This is a genomic window from Rossellomorea marisflavi, assembly GCF_009806575.1.
Taxonomy (GTDB): Bacteria; Bacillota; Bacilli; order Bacillales; family Bacillaceae_B; genus Rossellomorea; species Rossellomorea marisflavi_A.
The window spans coordinates 2765085-2789832 of the sequence record NZ_CP047095.1 but is presented as its reverse complement, the minus strand read 5'-3'; the positions used below and the strand labels follow the sequence as shown (position 1 = coordinate 2789832).

General features: G+C 48.3%; 27 protein-coding genes and 2 pseudogenes. 26 read left to right on the top strand and 3 right to left on the bottom strand.

Annotated features, from left to right (window positions below):
- Positions 1 to 111 precede the first annotated feature (111 nt).
- On the bottom strand, positions 112 to 495 hold the full coding sequence (locus tag D5E69_RS14565; protein WP_048006053.1) for a rhodanese-like domain-containing protein: 384 nt from the start codon (positions 493 to 495) through the stop codon (positions 112 to 114).
- A gap of 212 nt (positions 496 to 707) precedes the next feature.
- On the opposite strand from D5E69_RS14565, the gene D5E69_RS14560 reads away from it, so the two are divergent.
- Together D5E69_RS14560 and D5E69_RS14555 are read left to right on the top strand one after the other, a co-directional pair.
- Positions 708 to 1544, top strand: coding sequence for a lipoate--protein ligase family protein (locus D5E69_RS14560; protein ID WP_048014706.1), 837 nt, complete (start codon positions 708 to 710; stop codon positions 1542 to 1544).
- A 334-nt stretch (positions 1545 to 1878) separates the two neighbouring features.
- Positions 1879 to 4440 carry a vitamin B12-dependent ribonucleotide reductase gene (locus D5E69_RS14555; protein WP_048006051.1) on the top strand — a complete coding sequence of 854 codons (2562 nt, stop codon included), beginning with the start codon at positions 1879 to 1881 and terminating at the stop codon, positions 4438 to 4440.
- Positions 4441 to 4527: 87 nt separating this feature from the next.
- Here the strand turns inward: D5E69_RS14555 and D5E69_RS14550 are convergent, their stop codons facing one another.
- Positions 4528 to 5412: a LysR family transcriptional regulator gene (locus D5E69_RS14550; RefSeq protein ID WP_048014707.1), complete on the bottom strand. Its 885-nt coding sequence runs from the start codon at positions 5410 to 5412 to the stop codon at positions 4528 to 4530.
- A gap of 144 nt (positions 5413 to 5556) precedes the next feature.
- On the opposite strand from D5E69_RS14550, the gene D5E69_RS14545 reads away from it, so the two are divergent.
- The 3 genes from D5E69_RS14545 to D5E69_RS14535 all read left to right on the top strand — a co-directional run bounded on the left by D5E69_RS14545 (position 5557) and on the right by D5E69_RS14535 (position 8392).
- A complete protein-coding gene (locus D5E69_RS14545) occupies positions 5557 to 6303 on the top strand; it encodes an acetoacetate decarboxylase (protein ID WP_159129853.1) in 747 nt (248 codons plus the stop codon).
- A gap of 14 nt (positions 6304 to 6317) precedes the next feature.
- On the top strand, positions 6318 to 7346 hold the full coding sequence (locus D5E69_RS14540) for a ketopantoate reductase family protein (protein WP_159129852.1): 1029 nt from the start codon (positions 6318 to 6320) through the stop codon (positions 7344 to 7346).
- Positions 7347 to 7516: 170 nt separating this feature from the next.
- Positions 7517 to 8392, top strand: a complete 876-nt coding sequence (locus D5E69_RS14535) for a patatin-like phospholipase family protein (RefSeq protein ID WP_159129851.1) — start codon at positions 7517 to 7519, stop codon at positions 8390 to 8392.
- 22 nt (positions 8393 to 8414) lie between these two features.
- Here D5E69_RS14535 and D5E69_RS14530 read toward each other — a convergent pair whose 3' ends face one another.
- Entirely contained in the window at positions 8415 to 8777 is a 363-nt protein-coding gene (locus D5E69_RS14530; protein ID WP_053073081.1) for an SA1362 family protein, read from the bottom strand.
- A 365-nt stretch (positions 8778 to 9142) separates the two neighbouring features.
- Between D5E69_RS14530 and D5E69_RS14525 the strand changes: the two genes are divergently transcribed.
- The 21 genes and pseudogenes from D5E69_RS14525 to D5E69_RS14425 all read left to right on the top strand — a co-directional run bounded on the left by D5E69_RS14525 (position 9143) and on the right by D5E69_RS14425 (position 24462).
- Entirely contained in the window at positions 9143 to 9565 is a 423-nt protein-coding gene (locus D5E69_RS14525) for a YqhR family membrane protein (RefSeq protein ID WP_347566741.1), read from the top strand.
- A gap of 91 nt (positions 9566 to 9656) precedes the next feature.
- Positions 9657 to 10109: a type II 3-dehydroquinate dehydratase gene (gene aroQ / locus D5E69_RS14520; RefSeq protein WP_048006046.1), complete on the top strand. Its 453-nt coding sequence runs from the start codon at positions 9657 to 9659 to the stop codon at positions 10107 to 10109.
- A 2-nt stretch (positions 10110 to 10111) separates the two neighbouring features.
- Positions 10112 to 11179 (top strand): M24 family metallopeptidase, encoded by a 1068-nt coding sequence (locus D5E69_RS14515; protein ID WP_048006045.1) that lies wholly within the window; start codon positions 10112 to 10114, stop codon positions 11177 to 11179.
- A 37-nt stretch (positions 11180 to 11216) separates the two neighbouring features.
- The gene (efp, locus tag D5E69_RS14510; RefSeq protein ID WP_048006044.1) at positions 11217 to 11774 is read left to right on the top strand and encodes an elongation factor P; all 558 of its coding nucleotides are present in this window, start codon (positions 11217 to 11219) and stop codon (positions 11772 to 11774) included.
- A 201-nt stretch (positions 11775 to 11975) separates the two neighbouring features.
- The gene (gene spoIIIAA / locus D5E69_RS14505; protein WP_159129850.1) at positions 11976 to 12839 is read left to right on the top strand and encodes a stage III sporulation protein AA; all 864 of its coding nucleotides are present in this window, start codon (positions 11976 to 11978) and stop codon (positions 12837 to 12839) included.
- A gap of 58 nt (positions 12840 to 12897) precedes the next feature.
- Complete coding sequence (gene spoIIIAB, locus D5E69_RS14500) at positions 12898 to 13413, top strand: stage III sporulation protein SpoIIIAB (RefSeq protein WP_048006042.1); 516 nt, start codon at positions 12898 to 12900, stop codon at positions 13411 to 13413.
- Positions 13414 to 13432: 19 nt separating this feature from the next.
- Positions 13433 to 13639: a stage III sporulation protein AC gene (spoIIIAC, locus tag D5E69_RS14495; protein ID WP_048006041.1), complete on the top strand. Its 207-nt coding sequence runs from the start codon at positions 13433 to 13435 to the stop codon at positions 13637 to 13639.
- A 26-nt stretch (positions 13640 to 13665) separates the two neighbouring features.
- Entirely contained in the window at positions 13666 to 14049 is a 384-nt protein-coding gene (gene spoIIIAD, locus D5E69_RS14490) for a stage III sporulation protein AD (RefSeq protein ID WP_142128645.1), read from the top strand.
- Between the two features lie 22 nt (positions 14050 to 14071).
- Positions 14072 to 15261, top strand: a pseudogene (gene spoIIIAE, locus D5E69_RS14485) (stage III sporulation protein AE).
- 24 nt (positions 15262 to 15285) lie between these two features.
- A complete protein-coding gene (gene spoIIIAF / locus D5E69_RS14480) occupies positions 15286 to 15903 on the top strand; it encodes a stage III sporulation protein AF (RefSeq protein WP_048006038.1) in 618 nt (205 codons plus the stop codon).
- Positions 15890 to 16528 (top strand): stage III sporulation protein AG, encoded by a 639-nt coding sequence (spoIIIAG, locus tag D5E69_RS14475; protein WP_048006037.1) that lies wholly within the window; start codon positions 15890 to 15892, stop codon positions 16526 to 16528. Before spoIIIAF ends, spoIIIAG begins: the two co-directional genes overlap by 14 nt.
- Before the next feature lie 14 nt (positions 16529 to 16542).
- A complete protein-coding gene (locus D5E69_RS14470) occupies positions 16543 to 17079 on the top strand; it encodes a SpoIIIAH-like family protein (protein ID WP_048006036.1) in 537 nt (178 codons plus the stop codon).
- 224 nt (positions 17080 to 17303) lie between these two features.
- Positions 17304 to 17786 carry an acetyl-CoA carboxylase biotin carboxyl carrier protein gene (accB, locus tag D5E69_RS14465; protein WP_048014022.1) on the top strand — a complete coding sequence of 161 codons (483 nt, stop codon included), beginning with the start codon at positions 17304 to 17306 and terminating at the stop codon, positions 17784 to 17786.
- Between the two features lie 15 nt (positions 17787 to 17801).
- Entirely contained in the window at positions 17802 to 19154 is a 1353-nt protein-coding gene (gene accC, locus D5E69_RS14460) for an acetyl-CoA carboxylase biotin carboxylase subunit (protein WP_048014023.1), read from the top strand.
- Between the two features lie 23 nt (positions 19155 to 19177).
- The gene (locus tag D5E69_RS14455; protein ID WP_048006033.1) at positions 19178 to 19588 is read left to right on the top strand and encodes an Asp23/Gls24 family envelope stress response protein; all 411 of its coding nucleotides are present in this window, start codon (positions 19178 to 19180) and stop codon (positions 19586 to 19588) included.
- Between the two features lie 297 nt (positions 19589 to 19885).
- Positions 19886 to 20409, top strand: a pseudogene (locus tag D5E69_RS23985) (GrpB family protein).
- A 201-nt stretch (positions 20410 to 20610) separates the two neighbouring features.
- Entirely contained in the window at positions 20611 to 20994 is a 384-nt protein-coding gene (nusB, locus tag D5E69_RS14445) for a transcription antitermination factor NusB (protein ID WP_048006032.1), read from the top strand.
- Between the two features lie 21 nt (positions 20995 to 21015).
- Complete coding sequence (locus tag D5E69_RS14440) at positions 21016 to 21861, top strand: bifunctional 5,10-methylenetetrahydrofolate dehydrogenase/5,10-methenyltetrahydrofolate cyclohydrolase (RefSeq protein WP_048006031.1); 846 nt, start codon at positions 21016 to 21018, stop codon at positions 21859 to 21861.
- Positions 21862 to 21996: 135 nt separating this feature from the next.
- Positions 21997 to 23367, top strand: coding sequence for an exodeoxyribonuclease VII large subunit (gene xseA, locus D5E69_RS14435; protein WP_159130365.1), 1371 nt, complete (start codon positions 21997 to 21999; stop codon positions 23365 to 23367).
- Positions 23345 to 23581 (top strand): exodeoxyribonuclease VII small subunit, encoded by a 237-nt coding sequence (locus D5E69_RS14430; protein WP_048006030.1) that lies wholly within the window; start codon positions 23345 to 23347, stop codon positions 23579 to 23581. The genes xseA and D5E69_RS14430 overlap by 23 nt, the downstream gene beginning before the upstream one ends.
- Positions 23578 to 24462 carry a polyprenyl synthetase family protein gene (locus D5E69_RS14425; RefSeq protein WP_048006029.1) on the top strand — a complete coding sequence of 295 codons (885 nt, stop codon included), beginning with the start codon at positions 23578 to 23580 and terminating at the stop codon, positions 24460 to 24462. The genes D5E69_RS14430 and D5E69_RS14425 overlap by 4 nt, the downstream gene beginning before the upstream one ends.
- Positions 24463 to 24748 lie beyond the last annotated feature (286 nt).

The following is a 24748-nucleotide window of genomic DNA, read 5'->3' as shown; positions in this document are numbered from 1 at the left end:
AGCCTATACTGATCGTGTTCGTCATGAAATGGTCCCTTTTTAGTTTTGGCCACAACCTCTTCTTACAAACGAAAAAAGCCTCCGGGACCCTGATGGGGTCCCCGGAAGGCTTTATTTTTTGTGCTTGATTTTCCCGGTCCACTTTTTGAATCCACCTTTTAATTGGTGGAGATCACGGTAGCCGAGACGACGGAGCATTTGAGCCGCCCTGCCGCTTCTCATGCCGCTCTGGCAGTAGAGATAGACGGGCTGATCTTTACGGATTTCTTTTTGTCTCATTTTCAGTTGAGAAAGTGGAATGTTTCTGGCGCCAAGAATATGACCGTTGTTATATTCATTGGTTTCGCGGACATCGATCAGCTGCGCTTTACGGTAGCCTGCGCGAAACTCTTCCTCTGTGAGTGTGTTGACGATTCTTTTTTGATTGAAATATGTAATGAGTGAATATGCTGCGATTGCACCGATTACAATCAATAGGATATATAAAGCTTCCATCCATTCATGCTCCTTTCTACAAATGCGCTATCTACTATTATATTCATGATGACAAACATAATCAAAAGATTTTTGAAATAAAGTTCAAACACTTTCCAATCGGTTTCCCTTTGTTTTTTATCGGGTATTTGATAGACTAAATAACGGATTAGAACGGTCTGACATTTGTGACCGATACATAATACTGCGAACATAAGAATGAGGTATGCATAATGGAAAAGGAAATATGGAGATTCATCGATTCCGGTCACTGCTCCCCTTCTTTCAATATGGCATTGGATGAAGCGCTCCTTGACTGGCACAGCGAAGGGAAGATCCCTCCCACGATCCGATTCTATGGCTGGGACCCGGCGACCCTCTCAATCGGATACTTCCAAAAGGTAGAGAAAGAAATCAACATGGAAAATGTGAAAAAGCATAATCTGGGCTTTGTGAGAAGACCGACAGGAGGCAGGGGTGTCCTTCATGAACACGAACTCACATACAGCGTCATCGTCTCGGAAGATCACCCCGATATGCCGAAGACGGTAACGGAAGCGTACCGCGTCATTTCCGAGGGGATCTTACAAGGGTTCCGGGCGCTCGGTCTGGAAGCATATTTTGCCGTGCCGAAAACAGCGGAGGAGCGGGAAGGATTGAAGAATCCGCGCTCAGCCGTCTGCTTTGATGCGCCAAGCTGGTATGAGCTCGTGGTGGAAGGCCGTAAAGTGGCCGGCAGTGCCCAGACACGACAGAAGGGCGTGATCCTCCAGCACGGATCCATCCTCCTTGACCTGGACGAAGACAAGCTCTTCAGCCTCTTCAACTATCCGAATGATCGTGTGAAAGAACGCATGCAGCGCGCATTCAAGAGCAAGGCAGTCGCCATGAATGAGATCAGTGCGGAACCGGTCACCATGGAGATGGCCAAGGACGCCTTCAAGAAAGGGTTCGAAGACGGTCTCGGAATCGGATTGGAGCCTTATGAGCTTTCACCGGAAGAAACACAATATGTAGAAAAGCTCGCGAAGGAACGCTACGAATCCGACGAGTGGAACTATAAAAGATAAATTTTATTTTTTGCAGGAAATAGAATAAATGCCCGCTGTTACAAAGTTTGTCGGGGATTGGATAATATCAACATTGAAAATCATAGAAATGGGTCGATTTCCAATGGTTTATTCCGGTTAATCTCCTTTTTTCTAATGTTCTTGAAGGATTGTCCACTTGACAAATGAAGGGCGAAATGAACATCGGCACAACATATGGTGTGGGACTTAAAATTCTGACCACTATATGTTGTGTTTTATTGTTGCTTTTCTAAAGTCGCTGTGATAACGTTAGTTAAGGAAATCAAACCATCATGTATCGCAGAGAAACATAGAGTTAGAAGGAGTTGTCGATATGACTGTTGCGTCGAAAGAAAATATGAGTTTAAACATTGAGAGATTGAATGAAGATATCCGTTTGTTCCCACAGGTGCACGAGATCACCCCGGATATGAAGACCACCCATAAAGGTGTATCCCGCCTGGTGATGATCGACCGATACTCATTCAAGGATACCGAAAAAATCACCCTCTCAGCAGGTGACTTCGTTGTTCTGACCATCAAGGAAGATCCGAAGTTCCCGGCACGCGGCCTTGGATATATCAAAGAAATCGATTTTGAGAACAAAAAGGCACACGTCTGGATCGAAGAAGAATACCGGAGTGCAATCGAAAAGCCGGAGGAAATGGAGACGGGCATCGTCCTGCGTAATCTGGATGTGATCGAAAAGCCCCTTGAAGTATTCTACGAGCAGATTGCCAAGCGTAACGCAACAGGTCTGGCAGAAGTGGAAGAAACTCCTGAACTGAAGCAAGTCTGGTTCGAGAAATTCTATCATGAATTGGTGAACCTGCACTTTGTACCGGCAGGACGCGTCCTTTACGGGGCAGGGGCAGGAACGGATGTTACATACTTCAACTGCTACGTCATGCCGTTTGTGCAGGATTCACGTGAAGGTATATCCGAACACCGGAAACAGGTAATGGAAATCATGAGCCGCGGAGGCGGGGTGGGGACCAATGGTTCTACACTGCGTCCACGCAATACGCTGGCGAAAGGCGTGAACGGAAAATCTTCAGGATCTGTATCGTGGCTTGATGATATTGCCAAGCTTACTCACCTTGTCGAGCAGGGCGGCTCACGCCGCGGTGCCCAGATGATCATGCTATCAGACTGGCATCCGGATATCGTGGAATTCATCATCTCCAAAATGCAGAATCCCCGTATCCTCCGCTACTTGCTTGAGAATACGGAAGATGAGACCATCAAGAAAGCGGCTCAGGATAAATTGAAATTCACACCGCTCACCGAGCAGGAAGAAGCGATGTATCAGGGAATCCTGAATTACAGACATATCCCTGGTTACGGAGGCTTTGATGAGAAGATCCTGAGGGGTGCAGAAGAGAAGCTTAATACCGGTGGAACCTACAGCGTTCACAATCCGGAGTTCCTCACCGGCGCCAACATCTCAGTCTGCCTCACAAGCGACTTCATGGATGCAGTCGAGAATGACGAAGAGTATGAGCTTCGCTTCCCGGATGTCGAAAGCTATGATGCCGACACGATGGCATTCTATAATGAAGAGTGGCATAACGTCGGGGATGTTCGCGAATGGGAACAGATGGGCTATAAAGTGAGAACCTATCGCAAGATCAAGGCGAAGGAACTCTGGAATCTGATCAACGTATGTGCGACATACTCTGCAGAACCTGGAATCTTCTTCATCGACAATGCCAATGATATGACGAATGCAAAAGCATACGGTCAAAAAGTCGTGGCAACCAACCCTTGTGGTGAACAGCCTCTGGCTCCGTATTCCGTATGCAACCTTGCTGCCGTCAATCTCGCTGAATTCGCAGATAAGGATGCGAAAACCGTTGATTTTGAGAAGCTTAAGCAAACAGTCGAAGTCGGTGTGCGCATGCAGGACAATGTCATCGATGCGACTCCATACTTCCTTGATGAGAATAAAACACAGGCACTCGGAGAACGCCGTGTCGGTCTCGGTGTCATGGGACTTGCCGATCTTCTGATCTACTGTGAGAAAGAATACGGCTCAGAAGAAGGCAACAAGCTCGTTGATGAGGTATTCGAGGTCATCGCGACGACTGCCTACCGTGCATCCATCGAGCTTTCCAAAGAAAAAGGGAGCTTCCCGTTCTTGGTCGGAAGCACCGATGCTGAAACACAAGCCATCCGTGAACGCTTCACGCAGACGGGCTTCATGGAGAAAATGCCTGAAGATGTGAAGGAAGGAATCCTTGAGCACGGAATCCGTAACTCCCATCTGTTGACGGTTGCACCGACCGGATCGACCGGAACGATGGTAGGAGTATCCACAGGTCTTGAGCCATACTTCTCCTTCACTTATTATAGAAGCGGAAGACTCGGTAAATTCATCGAAGTCAAAGCGGATATTGTAGAAGATTATCTATCAAGAAATCCAGGAGCCAGTGCAGATGAGCTGCCTGAGTGGTTCGTTTCATCCATGAGCCTGGCACCGGAAGCACATGCGGACGTTCAATGTGTGATCCAGAACTGGATTGACAGCTCCATCTCCAAAACGGTCAACGCCCCGCGCGGTTACACAGTGGAGCAGGTGCAAAAAGTGTACGAACGCCTCTATAAAGGTGGCGCTAAAGGCGGTACCGTGTATGTAGACGGAAGCCGTGATTCACAGGTCCTCACCCTCAAAGCAGAAGAAAACAGCTTTGACGATGAAGAAGAGACCATTGTAGAAACAGCGAAAAAACCCGTTGTTCTTGTAGACACGATCCAGGATGTGCGCTCGACTGATGTGACTATCGGATCGGAAGTCGGCAACACATGCCCGGTCTGCCGTAAAGGGACAGTCAAAGACATGGGCGGATGCAACACATGCACGAACTGTGGTGCACAGCTCAAATGCGGACTGTAAGCTGATATAGAGAAACACCTCTTTGGATTAGTTAATCCAAAGAGGTGTTTTTTGTTTTGGAAGTCTTCTTCCATCCTGAGGGGCGCATCACGCCTTGAAAAGGTGATGGTGGTCTGTATAATACGACAAAATAAAAATTCGAAGGCCCTCCGTTGAAGAGGGGAGCACCTTGTTCTTTCTCCAATATAGTCTCACCGGGTAGGTAGCGGAATGATCCGTCAATGGACGATAATTCAATCCCAGCTTTCTGCAAATGGAAATCGGGAGCAATGCCACTCCTTGATCCAATTTGATGATTTCAACCAATAGATTGGAATCCACCTCAAAGGCCGTATTCGGCGTGAAACCAGCTTTCTCACAAAGCATGGATGTAAAACTGCGGTATTCTTCATTATTGGCCAGTGTGATGAAGGGTTCATTGGCCACATGACTGAGCGATAACTCGGTTTTGCCTGTCAATCTGTGGTTGGAGGGCAGGGCCAGCACAAGATCCTCATTTACAAGCAAACGGCTCTCCAGTTCTTCATCCTGAACCGTATCGCCAGCTATCCCGAGTTCGACCTCCCCCCGTTTTAAACTAGAGAGGATATCGCTTTTCCCCCTGATGGATTGAATGATCGTTGTTTCAGGTGAGAGATTGATATACTCACTGATCAGGCCGGAGAGGAACCGGGGGTTGGAAATGGCGATTTTGATGGTGTTGGCCAGGTGATGCTCCTCCCGTTCAATTTCAGCCTGTGCATTTTCCAGTTCGATGAAGATCCGGTTTACGTGCTTCAGGAGGATCTTCCCCGAAGCGCTCAATTGAATATTCCGTCCTTTCCGGTCGAAGAGTTTGGTTCCCAGCTCATCTTCTAGCCGTTTAATGGTCAGACTCAGGGAAGGCTGGGCAATGGTAAGCTGTTTCGCCGCATTCGAGAGATGCTCGGTATAGGCAACGGTCTGAAAGTATTTGAGCTGTAAAAGTTCCATCCATCATGCTCCTTTAAATCATTTACTACGATAAATATAATTATATATTATTATGTATTAGATTAAATGTAAATGGAGGAGTAAGCTCATGGTAGAGGTTCAGTTCAATAAATCTCACTCACTATGATGGAAGGTGCGATCACGATGAAAATTGATGTGAATACCATTTCGAAAAATCTAACAACCCCATTAACAGCACCGGCTTATCCTTATCCGGCATACAAATTCATCAACCGGGAATACCTGACGATCCTCTATCGGACGGATGAAAAGGCATTGCGTGAAGCCGTCCCGGAACCACTGGAGGTCAATGAACCCCTGGTGAAATTCGAAGTCATGTGGATGCCGGACGTTTCCGGTCTGGGTGCGTATACAGAATCCGGCCAGGTCATTCCTGTCCGCTTCAATGGCGAAGAGGGTGATTATGTGCATTCGATGTACGTAGACAATTTCCCTGCGATTGCAAGCGGTAGGGAGCTGACGGCCTATCCGAAGAAACTGGGCGATCCTAAGCTTTATGTCGATTCCGACACCCTTGTTGGGACCCTGGACTATGGTTCACTCCGGGTTGCAACGGCCACCATGGGATATAAGCATTCCGAGATGGCGAAGGAAGAAGCGCAAGAAGAGATTTGCCGGCCGAATTTCATGGTCAAGATGGCAACAGATTATGAAGGGAATTTGAGGATCTGCGATCTCGTGCGCACCCGGATAACAGATATCAACGTGAAGGGGGCATGGAGCGGCCCTGCCAGACTTCAATTATTCGAACATGCACTGGCGCCGCTTGCCGACCTTCCCGTATTGGAAGTGATATCGGCATCCCATATCCTGACAGACCTGACATTGAATGCAGCACAACCGGTTTATAACTATCTGGAGGGAAAATAAGGAGGATATCTTTCATGAGAATTGCAGTATTAGGAGCAGGTTCACTCGGAACCATCGTCGGAGCATATCTTGCCCACGGGGGGATGGATGTAGAACTGATTGATTCATATAAAGAACATGTCGACCGGTTGAATCAGGAAGGTGCCAAAGTCATCGGTACGACAGATTTTCAGGCCAGGGTCAAAGCCATCACGCCTGAGGAGAAAGCAGGAACATATGATTTGGTTCTGCTTCTCACCAAGCAACTATATAATGAGGCGATTTTGCAGGAGCTTCTACCTTTCTTGCACGAGGATAGCGTCGTATGCTCCCTGCAGAATGGGATTCCTGAAGACAAGGTCGGTTCCATTATCGGAAAAGAGCGTGTAATTGCCGGTTCTGTTGAATTCGGCGCCACATTCATTGAACCGGGTGTATCGAATCTTACAACCGAATTCACCCAATTCAAACAGTATGCGTTTCAGATCGGAGAGTTGTCTGGTGAAACGACGGAAAGGATCAAGCGGATCAAATCCATCCTGGACCTTGTGGGCGGCACGCATATTTCCGATAATCTGGTGGGAACCAAATGGTCCAAACTACTGATTAACAATGCTTTCAGCGGCTTATCTGCTGCGTTGAACGGTGAATACGGGGACATCCTTGACGATGAAACAGGCATCATCAGTGCTGTTCATATCGCCGATGAAACCATCAAGGTTGGTCATGCCAACGGCGTTCACTTTGCCAAGATGGGCGGATTCGACGTGGAATCCCTTGAGTTGGAAAGCGACCAAGATATCGCTGATCGCATTCAAACACTGAGGGTCGTGATGGAACCATCAAGATTGCTGCGGGCAAGCATGCTGCAGGACCTCGAGAAAAAACGGAAAACCGAAATTGATTACATCAACGGCGTTATACCAAAACTGGGAGAAGGGAAGGGCATTTCGACTCCATTCAATGAAATGGTTGTAAAACAGGTGAAGGATGCGGAAGATGCCCAAATGGTGCCGGACTTTGATGTGAATGTACAAGCATTCGCAAAGCTGTTGGCACACTGACCCGCATGGGCGCCCGTAAGTGGAAGGATCAGTAGTACCAATAATAAGGGGAGCGGCATGCGAGCGCCGCTTCCCTTTTTGCATCTGGTGGATTTCTTTCATTGAAAGACGTCTAAAATCCAGTCTTCTTCATTAGGTATGTAGTAATACCTTTTGAAGGGGGGAGTAGGATGGAAATCGACGGCGTTTTTTCTGGAGGGGGCATAAAAGGCTTCGCCCTCATAGGGGCGTATCAGGCTGTGGAGGAAAAGGGATATGCGTTCAAGCGATTGGCGGGTACAAGTGCAGGTGCGATCATATCAGCTTTTATCGCAGCCGGATATACGAGTGAAGAAATTGCACAACTTATGGATGAAGTCGACGTGAAGACCTTTATGGATGCCTCGCCGTTTTCCCTGCCGATCATCAAGTGGCTCAGGGTGTATTTCCGCCTGGGCTTGTATAAGGGGAAAGCCCTAGAAGCGTGGATCGAGGAGAAGCTGAAGGCGAAGGGCGTCGAGACATTTGCAGATCTGCCGCCACATGCCCTCAGGGTCATTGCATCGGATCTTTCGAACGGAAGGATGATCGTTCTTCCCGATGATCTGGAAAGCTACGGAATCCCGAAAGAAACGTTCCCGGTAGCAAGGGCGATCAGGATGAGCGCAAACCTTCCCTTTTTCTTTGAGCCGGTAAGGCTTAAATCCCTAGAGGGAACAAGTATCACTGTCGACGGCGGGGTCCTGAGCAACTTTCCCATGTGGCTGTTCGATAAGGATAACGACAAATCAGAGAGGCCCGTTCTCGGTGTGAAGCTGAGTCACGACCTGACGGATCAACCGAAAAAAGTGATCAAAAATGCCATCGAGCTGTATCAGGCTTTATTCACAACCATGAGGGATGCCCATGACGCCCGCTATATCTCCCGGAAACACGAGCGGAATATCGTGTTCATCCCGACAGAAGGGGTCATGACCACCGATTTTGAGTTGGATGGGACACGGAAGTCTGAGCTCATTGAGTTTGGAAGGAGCAGGACGGCAGAATTCCTGAAGTACTGGCATTAAAAAAAGAACAACCATTCCTCCATTAAAAAGAGGCGCGGTTGTTCTTTTTGCTTTTCTTTCCTTCTATAACCGTCAGATTGGCGCTGGATTTTTTCCGCACCGGACGTTTTTTTGACACGCTTGAGACTTGAGGTTTACTGGCAGGCTTACGCTTATGCCTCTTTTTGGACATTTTGGCCGCTTTAACAAACGCTCTTTGCTCGTTGTTGCTGCCTGTACGGCGACCGCTGAACCACTTGCGATAAATGAAGTAGATGATACCGATCACGGCGGCGGTCACTAAGATCTGTCGCAAAAGACCCAGGGGATTGCCGATGAGAAGGGAACCAAGTCCCACTGCGGCGAGTATCATAAGGGAAAAGACGAATAGGTTACGAGCGTTCAACAAAGCCACCTCCTTACCATATATGCAGACTTTCATTCTATACGTATAGTTTAGACCGATTTCACATTTTTTAACCTACAATTTTTAAAAAATCCAGGCACAATGTTCCCGATTGCCGGGGTGTATATCCATTTTACTAAAAAATGAAAGAAAGCACTAGAAAGAGCCACGATTTTCTCGCATGAGCCATTTCATTTCGGACATACTACGACGGAGGTGATACTTATGGCAGAAGAAAAAGGACAGCATGAAAAGGTTCAAGAAGGGAGCACAGAAAGCAAAAAGGCCCCTGGACTCGAGCAAAATCAGAGTGAAAAACCTCTGTCTTTCGCAGCTTTGGTCGTCATAACAGGGTTCATGGGGGCATTTTCTGGAGTGCCATCGCGTATCTGTGCTATTATTTTTCTTTTACGAAAATCGAACCTACCGTCATTTTTGAGCCTTGGGCAGCGGGGGATTGGGTTGATAAATGGATCGGGATGGTCTTGGCCATCCTCGCATACGGAATCATTTCCATCGGAGTGGCTTTCGTCTATTATGCCATCCTGAGAAGATTCAAATCCATGTGGGTTGGAGCGGCATACGGGGTAGCACTGTTCTTGTTATTCTTCCTCGTCCTTTACCCCCTGTTCCCGAGCATTGGTTCACTCATGAAAATCGGAGTTGATACATTCGTGACCAGTCTGTGTCTTTACATCCTGTACGGCGTCTTTGTCGGCTATTCCATTTCGTATGAGGAAAATGAGCTGAGGGCGAAACACGGGAGTACAGACCAGGTTTCCCAATGAGGGACCGTTATCAGACAATTATGTAGGTATCAGCATAGCTTTATGATAGAATGTTCATGATGAACATTCTATTTTTTTTAGGGGAATACATATGCAGAAAACGATCCTGATATTGAACGGACCGAATTTAAACAGGCTCGGAAAAAGGGAGCCTGGTATCTATGGAAGTGAGACCCTTGCCGACCTGGAAGAACGATTGAGCCGGAAAGCAAGTGCCATGGGGTATGCAATTCAAGCGTACCAGTCCAATCATGAAGGGGAACTGATCGACTGGATCCATCGCGCTGAAGACGAAGGGGCAGCCGGAATCATCATGAACCCGGGTGCGTTCACCCATTACAGCTATGCCATCCGTGATGCCGTGGCAGCGGTGGACATACCTTTCATTGAAGTGCATATCTCCAACATTCATGCACGGGAATCCTTCCGGCACACATCCGTCATCGCTCCTGAAGCGGTGGGGCAGATTGCAGGTTTTGGTTTCCTTGGGTACGAAATGGCCATGGATGCGTTGGACAATTATCGAATGGGGAGAGGGAAATAAACATGACAAAAATTGACCGTTTACGCGAATCTTTGAATGAACGAAACATTGATGGACTCTTGATTACAAGCGAATTCAATCGCCGCTATATGACCAACTTCACGGGATCGGCAGGAGTGGTTCTCATCTCAGCGGAAAAAGCCTTATTCATCACTGACTTCCGTTATACCGAGCAGGCTGCGGAGCAGGCTGTCGGATATGACATCATCCAGCATAAAGGACCGATTCACGAAGAAGTGGCCAAGCAGGTGAAGGAACTCGGGCTCAAGAAGGTCGGCTTCGAGAAGGACTACATGACCTATGATGCCTTCACGACCTATCAGGCTGCCCTCAGTGCCGAATTTGTCCCGGTGTCGGGTGTAGTGGAAAAATTACGCTTGATTAAGACTCCTGAAGAGATTAAGATAATTAAGTATGCTGCGGACATCGCCGAAGCTACATTCAAGCATATCCTGGATTACATCAGACCTGGTTTGACCGAGCTGGACGTTTCCAATGAAATGGAGTTCTTCATGCGGAAGCAAGGCGCGACCAGTTCTTCATTCGATACCATCGTCGCATCGGGACTCCGCTCTGCCATGCCTCACGGGGTGGCAAGCGAGAAAGTCATTGAAAAAGGGGATTTTGTAACCCTTGACTTTGGTGCATACTATAATGGATATGCTTCAGATATGACAAGGACCATTTCAGTCGGTGAGCCCAGCGAGAAGCTGAAGGAAATCTACGATATCGTCCTGCAATCCCAGTTGATGGCTGTCGAGCAGATCAAACCCGGCATGACCGGTAAGGAAGCTGACGCCATCAGTCGAGACTACATAACCGAAAAAGGGTATGGGGACTGTTTCGGCCATTCACTAGGACACGGGATCGGACTTGAGGTCCACGAGGGTCCAGGGCTTTCATTCAGATCGGAAACGACCCTTGAGCCGGGTATGATCGTCACAGTGGAACCTGGCATTTACGTGCCGGGAGTCGGTGGCGTGCGGATCGAGGATGATCTGGTGATCACCGAGGGTGGTAATGACAACCTCATGCATTCGTCGAAAGAATTGATCATCTTGCCATTCTGATGGCAGACAGGATTATTATATAGTAGGAGGAACATACATGATTTCAGTTAATGATTTTCGTACAGGACTAACCATCGAAGTAGATAACGGGATCTGGCGCGTGATGGATTTCCAACACGTTAAACCTGGTAAGGGAGCAGCCTTCGTACGCTCCAAGCTTCGTAACCTGCGTACAGGTGCGATCCAGGAGAAAACTTTCCGTGCGGGTGAAAAAGTGGGCAAAGCCCAAATTGACAACCGCCGCATGCAATATCTCTATGCCAATGGAGATATGCACGTATTCATGGATAACGAAAGCTACGAGCAAATCGAGCTTCCGGCTCCTTCCATTGAATATGAGTTGAAGTACCTTAAAGAAAACATGGAAGTTTCCATCATGATGTATCAAGGTGAAACATTGGGTGTTGAGCTTCCGAACACGGTTGAACTCGAAGTAACAGAAACAGAACCAGGAATCAAAGGCGATACGGCTTCCGGCGGATCAAAACCTGCCAAAACGGAAACCGGACTTGTGGTGAACGTTCCTTTCTTCGTCAATGAAGGGGATAAATTGGTTGTAAATACAACGGATGGTTCGTACGTATCACGCGCATAATCTGAACGTAAAGCCAAGCGGGAATTTTCCGCTTGGCTTTTTTTATTAGCCCGAAAAGTCACCTCCCCCCACTCAAAGATCCTCATTCCTCGTCCTTCCACACTGAACAATCTGTCATAAACCGACCGTTGGCGAAATACATTGTATTATCCGGGAGCTTGTACATATCCCGTAATGGAATTTCGTTAGGAGGTAGAGTTCATGCAAGAGATCCTGGCCATGCTTCCCACCACCATATCCAGCCATATTCAGCTCCTGCCGCGACCATTGCTAGAATCCATTGAAGAGATAAGGGTGAGAACCCATAGAGAACTGGAAGTGACGTCAAGGGGGAAGCCGCATTTCCTCCCGTACACAGTCACCGCAGAAGATAGCGAAAACCTGATAAACAAACTGTCGAAACACTCGTTTTATGCACTGGAAGAGGAGCTGAGACGAGGATATATCACCATCGAAGGAGGACACCGGGTCGGTCTCGCCGGGAAAGTCATCCTCGAAGGAGGGGTCGTGAAGGGCATACGGAACCTGTCCTCCTTCAACATCCGCGTCGCCCGTCAAAAGATCGGGATCGCGGAGCCCCTCATCCCCTATCTGTCAGGCGGAGGATGGAAGCATACGATGATCATCGGGCCCCCACAGACAGGGAAGACCACGTTGCTGAGGGATATTGCACGCATGATCTCAAGCGGGGTACCCGGGGAACGGATCCCACCGGCGAAGGTGGGGATTGTGGATGAACGATCCGAAATTGCAGGGTGCGTGGAAGGTGTACCTCAGTTGTCATTCGGCCAGCGCATCGATGTACTCGATGCCTGTCCGAAAGCAGAGGGCATGATGATGCTCATCCGTTCCATGAGCCCAGATGTGCTTATCGTGGATGAAATCGGCCGTCAAGAAGACGGTACCGCCATTCAGGAAGCTGTCAATGCAGGAATCACCCTGATATCAACGGTCCATGGTGATTCCCTAGAAGAGGTGAGAAAGCGCCCCGTGATCAGGGAGGTCATGGACCTCCATACATTCGATCGATTCGTGGAGCTGAAAAAGGGGGAGAGCCTGGTGTGATCCATCGTGTGCTCGATGCAGATGGGAAGCTGCTTTCACCATCAGGGCTCAGAGCTACATGATCAAAATCATCGGTGCAATCTTCATTCTGCTGTCCACTTCGTGGGCAGGATTTGAGCTATCCAAAGTCTTGACGGAGCGACCGAAACAATTACGCTCGTTGAAGTCGGCACTTCAGTATCTTGAAGCTGAGATCACCTATAGCCATACCCCGCTTCATGAAGCGGCCAGGAAAATATCATCGCAGCTCACATCCCCGGTATCCCTGATCTTTGATTCCTTCTCCAGGAAGTTGACCAAGGAGGAAATATCCGTACGGAGGGCATGGGAGGAAAGCCTGGATGCAATATGGAAAATGACCGCCCTCAAGAAGGAGGATTACGAAATCCTCAAACAGTTTGGACAGACGCTCGGCCGTCATGACATTGTCACGGAACAAAAGCATATCAGGCTTGCCTTGCTGCACTTGGAACGAGAAGAAGTAGAAGCGGCCGAGAAGCAGAAGAAGTATGAACGGATGACTAAGAGCCTCGGTTTTTTGACGGGGCTGCTTCTCATCATCCTTCTGCTGTGACGCGAAGGAGGAAAACAAGATGGGAATAGACGTGGATATCATTTTTAAAATTGCAGGGGTGGGGATCGTCGTGGCTTTCCTGCACACGATCCTTGATCAAATGGGAAAGAAGGAATATGCCCAGTGGGTCACGTTATTCGGTTTTATCTATATTCTGTTCATGGTGGCATCCATCGTGGATGAATTATTTCAAAAAATCAAATCGGTCTTCTTGTATCAGGGATAGGAAAGGGGGGGACGACGATTGAGATCATCCAGATAGTCGGAATCGCACTAGTCTCGACATTCCTGGCCTTGCTCATCAAGGAACAGAAGCCGAACTTTGCTTTTCTGCTCATCGTTTTTGTCGGCTGCTCGATCTTCCTGTTCCTCATTGATCAGATCTACGCCATCATTCATATGCTTGAGAAACTGGCTGCGAATGCAAATGTGAACCTTGTGTATGTTCAGACGATCCTGAAGATCATCGGGATCGCCTATATAGCTGAATTTGCCGCTCATATCACGAGGGATGCCGGGGAGGGAGCCATCGCTGCCAAGGTCGAGCTTGCCGGGAAGATCCTGATCCTCGCCATGGCCATCCCGATTTTGACGGTCATCATCGAAACGATCATCAATATGATCCCGTCCACTTGAACCGTTCCCGAGGGGGGAAATCATGAAAGTCATCCAACGCACGTTCGTGCTCATCCTATTAATCACCTTCTTATTCCCTGCAACCGGACAAGCCGAAGGAAATTCGGGGGAGGATTCAACCCTCCAGGATGAAATGATCAACGAGCAGATCGATCATCTCGGTATCGATGAGCTGAAAGGATATTGGACAAGCATCGTGGATGATTACGGGGGGTTCCTACCTGAGAGTCAAAAAGGAAGCCTCATCGACTTCATCAAAGGAGAGAAAGAGTTTTCGTTCAAAGCTTGGTTCACCGGACTGCTGCACTTTGCTTTTCAGGAGCTGATGATGAACGGCAAGCTTCTCGGTACACTGATCCTCCTCACGATCTTCAGTATGTTCCTTCAGTCGCTTCAGAATGCATTTGAAGGAGGAAATGTCAGCAAGGTCGCTTATGGGATCGTCTTCATGGTCCTGATCATCATCGCCCTTAACAGCTTCCATGTGGCCATCGATTATACGTATGAGGCCATCACCACCATGGTCAATTTCATCATCGCCCTCATCCCGCTCCTGCTCGCATTGATCGCTGCATCAGGCGGCCTCATATCTGCTGCCTTCTTTCATCCGGTCATCATCTTCCTCATGAATACAAGCGGTCTATTGATCAAGAATGTCGTCCTGCCCCTCCTATTCCTGTCCACGCTTCTGAGCATCGTGAGCACATTATCGACCCACTATAAGGTCACACAGCTCGCACAGCTCCTCAGGACATGGAGCATTGGATTGCTGGGTGCATTCATGACCATCTTTCTTGGCGTGATCTCAGTCCAGGGGACCACTGCCGCCGTCTCGGACGGTGTCTCGATCAGGACGGCCAAATTCGTCACCGGGAATTTCGTCCCCGTGATCGGCCGGATGTTCACCGATGCAACCGACACGGTCATCAGCGCTTCGGTCCTTCTTAAGAACACCGTAGGGATCGCAGGGGTGGCCATCATCCTGCTGATTGCGGCATTCCCCGCCATCAAGATCCTGATGATTGCGTTCATCTATAAACTGGCTGCCGCCCTCCTCCAGCCTCTTGGGGAGGACCGGTGATTGAGTGCCTCGATACCATCTCGAAAAGCATTATTTACGTCTTTGCTGCCCTGGCCATCGTATCGTTCATGTTTTTCCTCAGCATCACCATCATCGTGGCTGCAGGGAATATTACCATGATGGTCCGGTAACAGCTTTCAAAAGGAGGATCCCCGATGTCATTTTTAACCGAATGGATCACGAACATCATCGTGTTCATCCTCTTGGCGACGGTCATCGACATGCTCCTGCCAAGCTCGAACATGAAGAAGTATGCCAAAATCGTCACCGGTCTCATCCTGATCACGATCATCTTGACGCCACTCCTTAAATTGTTCACAACCGATTTTGACGCAGCCCTTGCGTCCATGGATTGGAAGCAATCAACCAGTCAATCTGTAGAAAATTCGATTGAATCGAAGAAAAAAGAAATACAAGCTTCACAGCGTGCATATATTTTAGAACAAATGGCTGTCCAAATGAAAAACGATGCTGAAAAGGAGATGATGGACCGGCATAACAAAGTCATTGACAGTGTCGACATACAGGCCGAAGATCTGGACCGGTTGCCCGAGAGCATCACGAGCGTCACGGTTCATCTGACGGAGGAAAAAGATGATTCGGTAGAAGCGGTACAGATGGTGGAGATCGATTCACAAGAGAAGAAGGTAAACAGGGAAGCAAAAAATGACAACTCAGGGATCGCCTCATTTCTAGCAGAAAAATGGAGTCTGGACCAGGATCAGCTAATCATTTCAGTCGAAGGGGGGAATTCATCCCGTGAATCTCGATAAAGGACCGTTACAAGCATTGAAGGAATGGTTTTCAAAGGAAAGGCCAAACCCTCCGCCAGGTAAGAAAGGGAAGAAATATCAATACGTCCTGATCGTATTGCTCCTCGGGGTAGCCTTTATGCTGATGAGTGATCTATGGGTACCGAAAAAAGATGCCGTCGAAGTTTCTAGTAGTCCTGAGGAGGTACCGGCTTTTGGGTCAAAAGAATCCGATACGGAGCAGCTGATGAAAGAATATGAAGAACATTATAAGAATCAGCTCAAGGAAGCGCTCGATCAGATTGTCGGTGTGAGCGAAGCCCATGTCGTCGTCAACGTCGAAGCAACGGAGAGCAAGGTGTTCGAGAAAAATGCGACCCAATCCAATCAGAAGACCGATGAGGTAGACAAGCAAGGCGGGGAACGGTCCATCCAGGAAAGCAACAAGGAAGAGCAGATCGTGATCATCCGGGATGGAGAGAAAGAAGTTCCCATCATCAAAGAAACAAAAAAACCAAAAGTAAGCGGAGTCCTGGTAGTAGCCAAGGGAGCCGATAATATACAGCTGAAAAAATGGATCATCGAGGCAGTGACCCGTACGCTGGATGTACCAAGCCACCGGGTTTCGGTCCTACCGAAAAAATAAGGGGGAAACGATACATGTTATTGAAAAAGCAAACGGTATGGTTGTTGACGATGCTGAGCCTTGTGATTGTCCTATCGGTATATTACATCACTTCACCTACGCAGCAGGCCACGGATTTCGCAGCAGAAGATGCAAAAAAAGGGGCAAAGGACAAAGAAACATCGGGTGATGTGGAAGTGGTGACGGATGCTGCCGGCAATGAAATGTTCGAAGCCCTCCGCATCGAAGTAAATGAGAAGCGGGATCAGATGAGGGAGGAACTTGAAGCGAAAGTGGGAGATCCGGAAGTTTCGGCAGAAGATAAAAGCGCTGCCTATGAAGAAATGGAAAACCTGAAGGATTCGGCCATGACAGAGGAAGTCCTTGAAACGCTGATCAAAACGATGGGCTACAAGGATGCACTCGTCAGGGCATCAGCAGAGAATATCCGTATCACAGTCAAGTCTGATAAAGAGCATAGTGCCACTGAGGCCAATGAAATCATCCGCCTCGTCAAAAGTGAAGTCGGTCAATTGAAGCCGGTTGCAGTAGAGTTCCAGCCGAATAATTAAGCCCGCTCCAAAGCCTGATTTCCCGGAAGGGGAGGTCAGGCTTTTTTTGTTCTCCATTTTTTCGGGTAACCATTTTATTTTTTTGTTGAAAAGGTCTAGAATAAGGGTAAGGGATAGGTAAGTCCCACCACAACAAGAATCATATGTTGAATTTAGACTAGATATTATCGTATGATATTAGTAGCTAGTCATAATTAGTTAACCATTAAGAGGGGTGTAAAATTGTGTTAAAAATCCAAGAAATCCGGGAAATAATCAAATTGGTAGACCAATCAAGTGTGGATGAATTTACATACGAGCACGAAGGTTCCAAGATCAAGCTGAAAAAGAACGCTGTACAACAAGTACAAGCCGTACAAGAGGTACGCGAACCGGCCGTTCAGGCCATCCAACAGGCTCCGGCTGCAGCAGCACCTGCACCAAAGCAGGAAGCACCGGCAGCGGAAGCACCTGCAGATCAATCCAATCTTCATACCATCACGTCACCGATGGTAGGGACATTCTATCAATCCTCTTCACCAGAATCAGGTGCCTATGTGAAATTGGGCTCCAAAGTGGACGAGAATTCCGTTGTCTGCATCGTTGAAGCCATGAAGCTGTTCAACGAAATCGAAGCCGAAGTAAAAGGGGAAATCGCCGAGATCCTAGTGAAGGATGGTCAACTGGTCGAATACGGTCAGCCATTGTTCTTGGTGAAACCTGAATAAGGAGCGAATGGACTCATGATTAAGAAAGTATTAGTTGCCAATCGGGGAGAGATCGCCGTCCGCATCATCCGGGCTTGCCGGGATATGGACATCGAAAGCGTAGCCGTCTACTCCGAAGCAGATAAAGAAGCACTACACGTACAGCTGGCCGATGAAGCATATTGTATCGGTCCGAAGACGTCGAAAGACAGCTACCTGAATTTCACGAATATCATCTCTGTTGCAAAGCTCACAGGCTGTGATGCGATCCATCCAGGCTATGGCTTCCTTGCGGAGAACTCTGATTTCGCGGAATTATGCCGCGAATGCCACATCACTTTCATCGGCCCATCACCTGAAGCCATTTCGAAAATGGGTACGAAGGATGTGGCGCGTGAAACGATGCGCGAAGCAGGTGTACCCGTCGTTCCCGGCTCCAAAGGGATCGTCAAGGATGCAGAAGAAGCAGTAGCACTTGCTGAATCCATGGGATATCCTGTCATCATCAAGGCGACTGCCGGCGGTGGAGGTAAAGGGATCCGTGTTGCGAAGACCGAAGAAGAGCTCGTGAAGGGTGTCAACATCACCCAGCAGGAAGCAATGACGGCATTCGGGAACCCGGGTGTCTATATCGAGAAATTCATCGAGGATTTCCGTCACGTCGAGATCCAGGTCATGGCTGATAATTTCGGGAACGTCATCCACCTCGGGGAGCGTGACTGCACGATCCAACGTCGTCTGCAAAAGCTCCTTGAAGAAAGCCCGTCACCTGCCTTGAACGAAGAAGTTCGGGAAAGAATGGGAGATGCTGCTGTAAAAGCGGCAGAAGCGGTTGATTATACAGGTGCCGGCACGGTAGAATTTATCTATGATTACAATCAGCAATCCTTCTATTTCATGGAGATGAATACCCGTATCCAGGTCGAACATCCCGTGACGGAACAAGTCACTGGCGTCGACCTCATCAAGGAACAGATCCGGGTGGCTTCAGGGGAGAAACTTTCCCTGACACAAGAAGATGTGACCTTCAACGGGTGGGCGATCGAGTGCCGCATCAACGCAGAGAATCCTGAAAAGAACTTCATGCCATCCGCGGGAAGGATCGAGATGTATCTGCCTCCAGGCGGTGTAGGTGTAAGGGTCGATTCTGCTGCATATCCTGGTTATATGATCCCGCCTTACTACGATAGCATGATCGCGAAGGTCATTTCATTCGGGGCAACGAGGGAAGAAGCCATTTCAAGGATGAAGCGTGCACTGAATGAATTCGTTGTCGAAGGAGTTCACACAACCATCGGATTCCACTTGAAACTGTTGGAACACGAAACCTTTGTAGGTGGAGATTTCAATACGAAATTCCTAGAGAAATATGAAATTATGAAATCCTAGAGAAATCCAGGGAGGGACCACGAATGGCGGAAAATCAAAATCTTTTACAGATGTCTCACGGTAAAGACGGACTTGGGAAGATCGAAATCGCTCCGGAAGTGATCGAGGTCATTGCGGGGATCGCGGCCTCTGAAGTGGAAGGCGTCTCACAGATGCGCGGAAACTTTGCGTCAGGTGTCGTTGAACGCCTAGGCAAGAAAAATCATGGTAAAGGTGTCAAAGTGGAACTTGCTGAAGACGGTATCCTGATCGATGTATACTGCATCATGCAGTTCGGCGTCTCCATTCCGAATGTCGCCCAAAAGATCCAGGACAATATCCGTCAGGCACTCTTGAACATGACGGCCCTAGAGGCAGAAGAAGTCAACGTTCATATCGTCGGCGTACAGTTTGAAAATCAAAGGATCGAACCTGAGATTGAAGAAGAAATGTAGTAGAAAAGGGCAGCCTGTCATGGGCTGCCCTTTTTCTTTCGGAATGGAGGATAAGGGTGTTCCATCTTTTCAATGGCTCAGCTTATGTATGACGGTCCAGGACGACCCGCCCCTGCTTCAATAATATTGGACGCAACACAGTCCATAAAAAACGATGAGGGCGAGGGAGTGAGAATGCCCAATCGAAAGCGAAGCTTTTATAAGGAAGGGTACGCCGCTTGATACCAACGCAGTAAGTTTCGGCGGATATCGAACCTGTGATAACTGATAGCGCTTTGTTCAAGGAGGATGGGCGATATGACCAATGATGATCAGCGGAATATCCCGGTATGGGCATATGAAACAATTGAGATCAAGAATTCAGACCTCACTTGGAAGGATAGAGGTATCCTGGAAAGCAAAGAGCTGCACCGCATCCTTTCTGCATTCGGAGTCAAGGAAGTAGAACACATTGGAAGTACAGCCATTCCCGATCTGCCCGCTAAGCCCATTATCGACTTGATGGCTTCTTTTTCATGATTTGGACAGATCAACAGAATAGCGGAGCATCTATCTATATACGATTGGCATTATGTACCCCGAATTAGACAAACAGCAGTGGAGGAGATTGTTTGTAAAAGTAAAGAACGATAAACGGGTAGCTCATTTACATCTCATGCAAGAAGGAGAAAAACGCTGGGGTGAGCAACTTATATTTCGAGATACGTCTTGCGGATCAATATGCTGCACTTAAAAGACGGTTAGCACAAGAATATATTCATGACCGTGAGAGATATACCGAAGCAAAAACAGAATTTATCAATCATGTGCTGTGCGAATAAACGGACGGGGGCTGAAACGGCTTAAACAAACGGGGCCGTCTGGATATGTAAGTTTCTTTCGTAGTTGATTAACCTTCCAATCCCATTTATCATTATTGTTTTTAGAATATTGATTTTTTTAGTTACGCGTGCGTATTGGTGCCGGTTTGTGCTATTATCAAAGGTATGTAAATTGAGTTTGGATTAAAAGGAGTCATTATCATGAAAAGAAGAGTAGCCCGTGAAAAGGCATTGCAGGCGTTATTTCAAATAGATATGAGCGGGATTGAGCCGGAGGCGGCCCTTTCGAATGTGTTGGAAGAAGAGAAGATGGATGCATACCTACAGCAGCTTGTGCTTGGGTTCATTGAACACCAGGATTCCATCGACGAGGTCATCAAAGGGAATCTTGAAAAATGGTCGTTCGATCGATTGGCCAAGGTCGATCGCAATATTTTGCGTATCGGTACCTATGAACTTCTTCATGTAGAGGACGTACCTGGAAAAGTCGCGATTAATGAAGCCGTTGAGATTGCCAAGATTTTCGGAGACGAGCAGTCAAGTAAGTTCGTCAATGGAGTGCTGTCCAAAGTGAAGCAAGACTGATCGAGAAGGGAGCTTGTGCGGATGTCGACCAGGATCATAGATGGTACGAAGATTTCTAATGAGTGGCGTCTGGAATTGAAGGCCCGGGTCAGAAAGCTGAAACAACGTGGCATCACTCCGGGACTTGCCATCATCCTCGTCGGGGATAATCCTGCATCGAGGTCCTTTGTCAGGTTAAAAGAAAAGGCTTGTTCCGATGTCGGTATCCATTCCGAACTCCATCACTTTGAGTCTGCCGATCAAGACCAGTTAGTTGGACTCATTGATCAGTTGAACACAGCCGGCCATATACACGGTATCCTCGTCCAGTTGCCCCTTCCCGGCCATATCGACCCCGCCAGCGTCGTGGGGGCGGTATCCCCGACGAAGGATATCGATGGCCTTCATCCCCTTTCCATCGGCAGGTTGGCAACCGCTCAGGAAACCTTCCACCCTTGCGCCCCCCTCGCCATCACCAAAATGCTTCAGCATGAGAAAATCCCCATCGCAGGCCGTCACGTGGTGATCATCGGTAAGAGCAATCTGATCGGTAAACCGTTAGGGACGATGCTAGTGAACCGTGATGCGACTGTAACACAATGTCAATCGATCACGGAGGATCTCTTTTCCCTCACCAGACAGGCCGACATCCTCATCTCCGCCGCAGGAAAGGCCGGGTTTATCGGAAGAGAAGCCATTAAACCCGGAGCCCTGGTCATCGATGCTGGTATGAACAGGGGAGAAGATGGCGGCGTTTGCGGTGATGTCGATGCCGATGACGTGATGGGACGGGCCGGCTTGCTTACACCGGTTCCAGGTGGAATCGGCCCTTTGACCATCACCATGCTTCTTCATAATACAGTGAAGTCTGCCACGGGCATGTTTTGAATCGTAAAAATGAGTGAAACATAGTACAATGGATACCAATGGAAGGGACAGCGGATGCGTCCCTTTCTTTTGATTGAGCACCTGCTCATTCAGACGCCCAGTACATGCAAAAAAGGAGTCAGGACTCACATGGAGATGGAACAAGCAACCTACTTAACCGTACAAGCTCTGACAAAATACATAAAACGGAAATTCGACCGGGATCCCCATTTGAACGGTGTCTACGTCAAAGGGGAGATCTCGAACTTCAAACGGCATTCCAGCGGTCATATGTATTTCACGTTGAAAGATGAAAAGGCACGCATCCTGGCCGTGATGTTTTCAAGCCAGAATCAGTCGCTGAAGTTCAGACCGGAAAACGGGATGAATGTTCTCATTCGCGGAGATCTATCCGTCTACGAAGCAGGCGGACAGTATCAAATTTATGTGAAGGATATGCAGCCCGACGGTATCGGTGCTCTGTATCTTGCGTATGAACAACTCAAGGAAAAGCTGAAGGGTGCCGGATATTTCGATGAGTCCAGAAAAAAGAAGATCCCTTCCTTCCCGTCCAGGATCGCTGTCGTCACGTCCCCGACAGGAGCGGCCATCAGAGATATCATCACTACCATCAAAAGGAGATACCCCATCGGGGAAGTCCTCGTCTATCCTGCACTGGTCCAGGGGGAAAAAGCACCGGCTTCCGTTGCGGAGGCCATCCATAAAGTCAATGAAGACCCGACAATCGATGTATTGATCATCGGCAGGGGTGGCGGATCCATTGAAGAGTTATGGGCATTCAACGAAGAGATTGTTGCAGATGCCATAGCAGACTCGATGGTTCCCATCATTTCAGCAGTCGGACATGAAACAGATTTCACCATTGCAGACTTTGTAGCCGATCTCAGGGCGCCGACCCCTACTGCTGCCGGAGAGCTTGCCGTTCCCCACATTGATGACCTCCTTGAACGGGTGATGAACCGTAAACTCCGGCTCATCAAAGCCTTCAAAAACAGGCTCAACCATGACCGTCAACGGCTGGAAACACTGAGAAGGTCCTATTCGTTACGAAATCCTCATCTGGTCTACCAGCAGAAGATGGAGCAACTCGACCGTCTCAATGAGAAGATGGACAGGGCAGCAGCCTCCCGTCTCAAAGAGCTGCAGGACCATACCGGTCAATTAACTGAAAGGATGCTTCGTCTTCATCCGGATCGTATGATCAAGCTTCAAGGGGAACGATTGCGATCCATGCAGTCACGACTTGAAAAGCAATATGCCTCTGGACTGAAGGAGAAGCGCCAACAGTTCTTGTCGATTCTCTCGACGATGGAGGCGCTGAGCCCATTGAAAGTCATGGAACGTGGATATAGCTTGTCCTACAGTGAAGATGACAGTTTGATCACCTCGGTTGCACAGGTGCAAAAAGGACAATCCCTGACCGTCCGGGTCAAGGATGGTCGAATACATTGTAAGGCAGATTCTATTGAGGAGAGTGAACCACATGCCGAAAGCAAAGAAAAATGAACCGACGTTTGAAGAGGCGATTGCCCAGCTTGAAGAAATCGTAGAAAAGCTCGAAGAAGGCGAGGTCCCTTTGGAACAGGCCATCGATTACTATCAGAAGGGGATGAACCTTTCTAAGTATTGCCACGATACGCTTCAGCAAGCGGAGAATAAGCTTACGAAGATGATGACGGATGAGGGGGAGCAAACGATCGATCTCCCTGAGGAGGAATGATCATGTCGTTCAATGATTTTCAAACCACCTATCTTTCTGAAGTAACCAACCATATGATCGGGAAGGTGAAAGCTCTGACCCTTCCCGATCACCTGAAGGAGTCGATGATCTACTCCTTGCAGGCAGGTGGCAAAAGACTTCGCCCCCTCATGGTGCTGGCCACCATGCAATCTTTCGGACGGGATCCGAAAACAGGGATGGCAGCGGCTTCTGCACTTGAAATGATCCATACATATTCCCTCATCCATGATGATCTGCCTGCCATGGATGATGATGATTTGAGGAGGGGCAACCCGACGAATCATAAAGTGTTCGGTGAGGCAATGGCCATCCTTGCAGGGGATGGGCTGCTCACATTCAGCTTTCAACTGCTTGCTGAAGATGAGCATCTCTCAGACAAGAAGAAGGTCGAACTGATCGCCCTCCTTGCCCGCTGTGCTGGGCCAGAGGGGATGGTTGGAGGTCAAGTCGCCGATATCGAAGGGGAAAATGGAGAGTTGACCGTAGAAGAACTACAGTCGATCCATATCCGCAAAACGGGCAAGCTTCTTATGTTCTCCGTCATGGCAGGGGCCATCATGTCAGATGCCTCTGAAGAAGAGCGTGCTTCCTTAGAGGAGTTTGCTTATCATATCGGTCTTGCCTTCCAGATCCAAGACGATATCCTGGATATCGAGGGTTCGGAAGAATTGATCGGAAAGCCGGTCGGAAGCGATGAATCCAAACATAAGAGCACCTATCCGAAACTTTTGACCATGGCGGGAGCAAAGGAAAAGCTGGCATATCATCTCAATGGGGCACTCGCGTCCTTGAAAAGGGTGGACAGAGATACGGTCCTTCTTGAAGAGATCGCCAACCTCATAGCCGTGCGTAACCACTGACAGCTGCTGTTTGAGGACAATACCCTTTTATGGTATAATCCACTCAGGAAAGCCATTACATCGGACGTTGAGAAACAGGATGAAGTCCGGTCCATAGTGAACAATTCAATACATTGAATGATCAGCATGGCCGTTATCACATTCGTGTTAGCGGCTATTTTTACACGCGGGGACAAGTGCTTTCACTCAGTAAAAGTCAAAGCACTTGGAAAATTGCCCGGAATTGCGTATTCTAGGGAATATACAGTGAAAATGTCGAAATCGGCGAAATGCATACCCCAAGTGG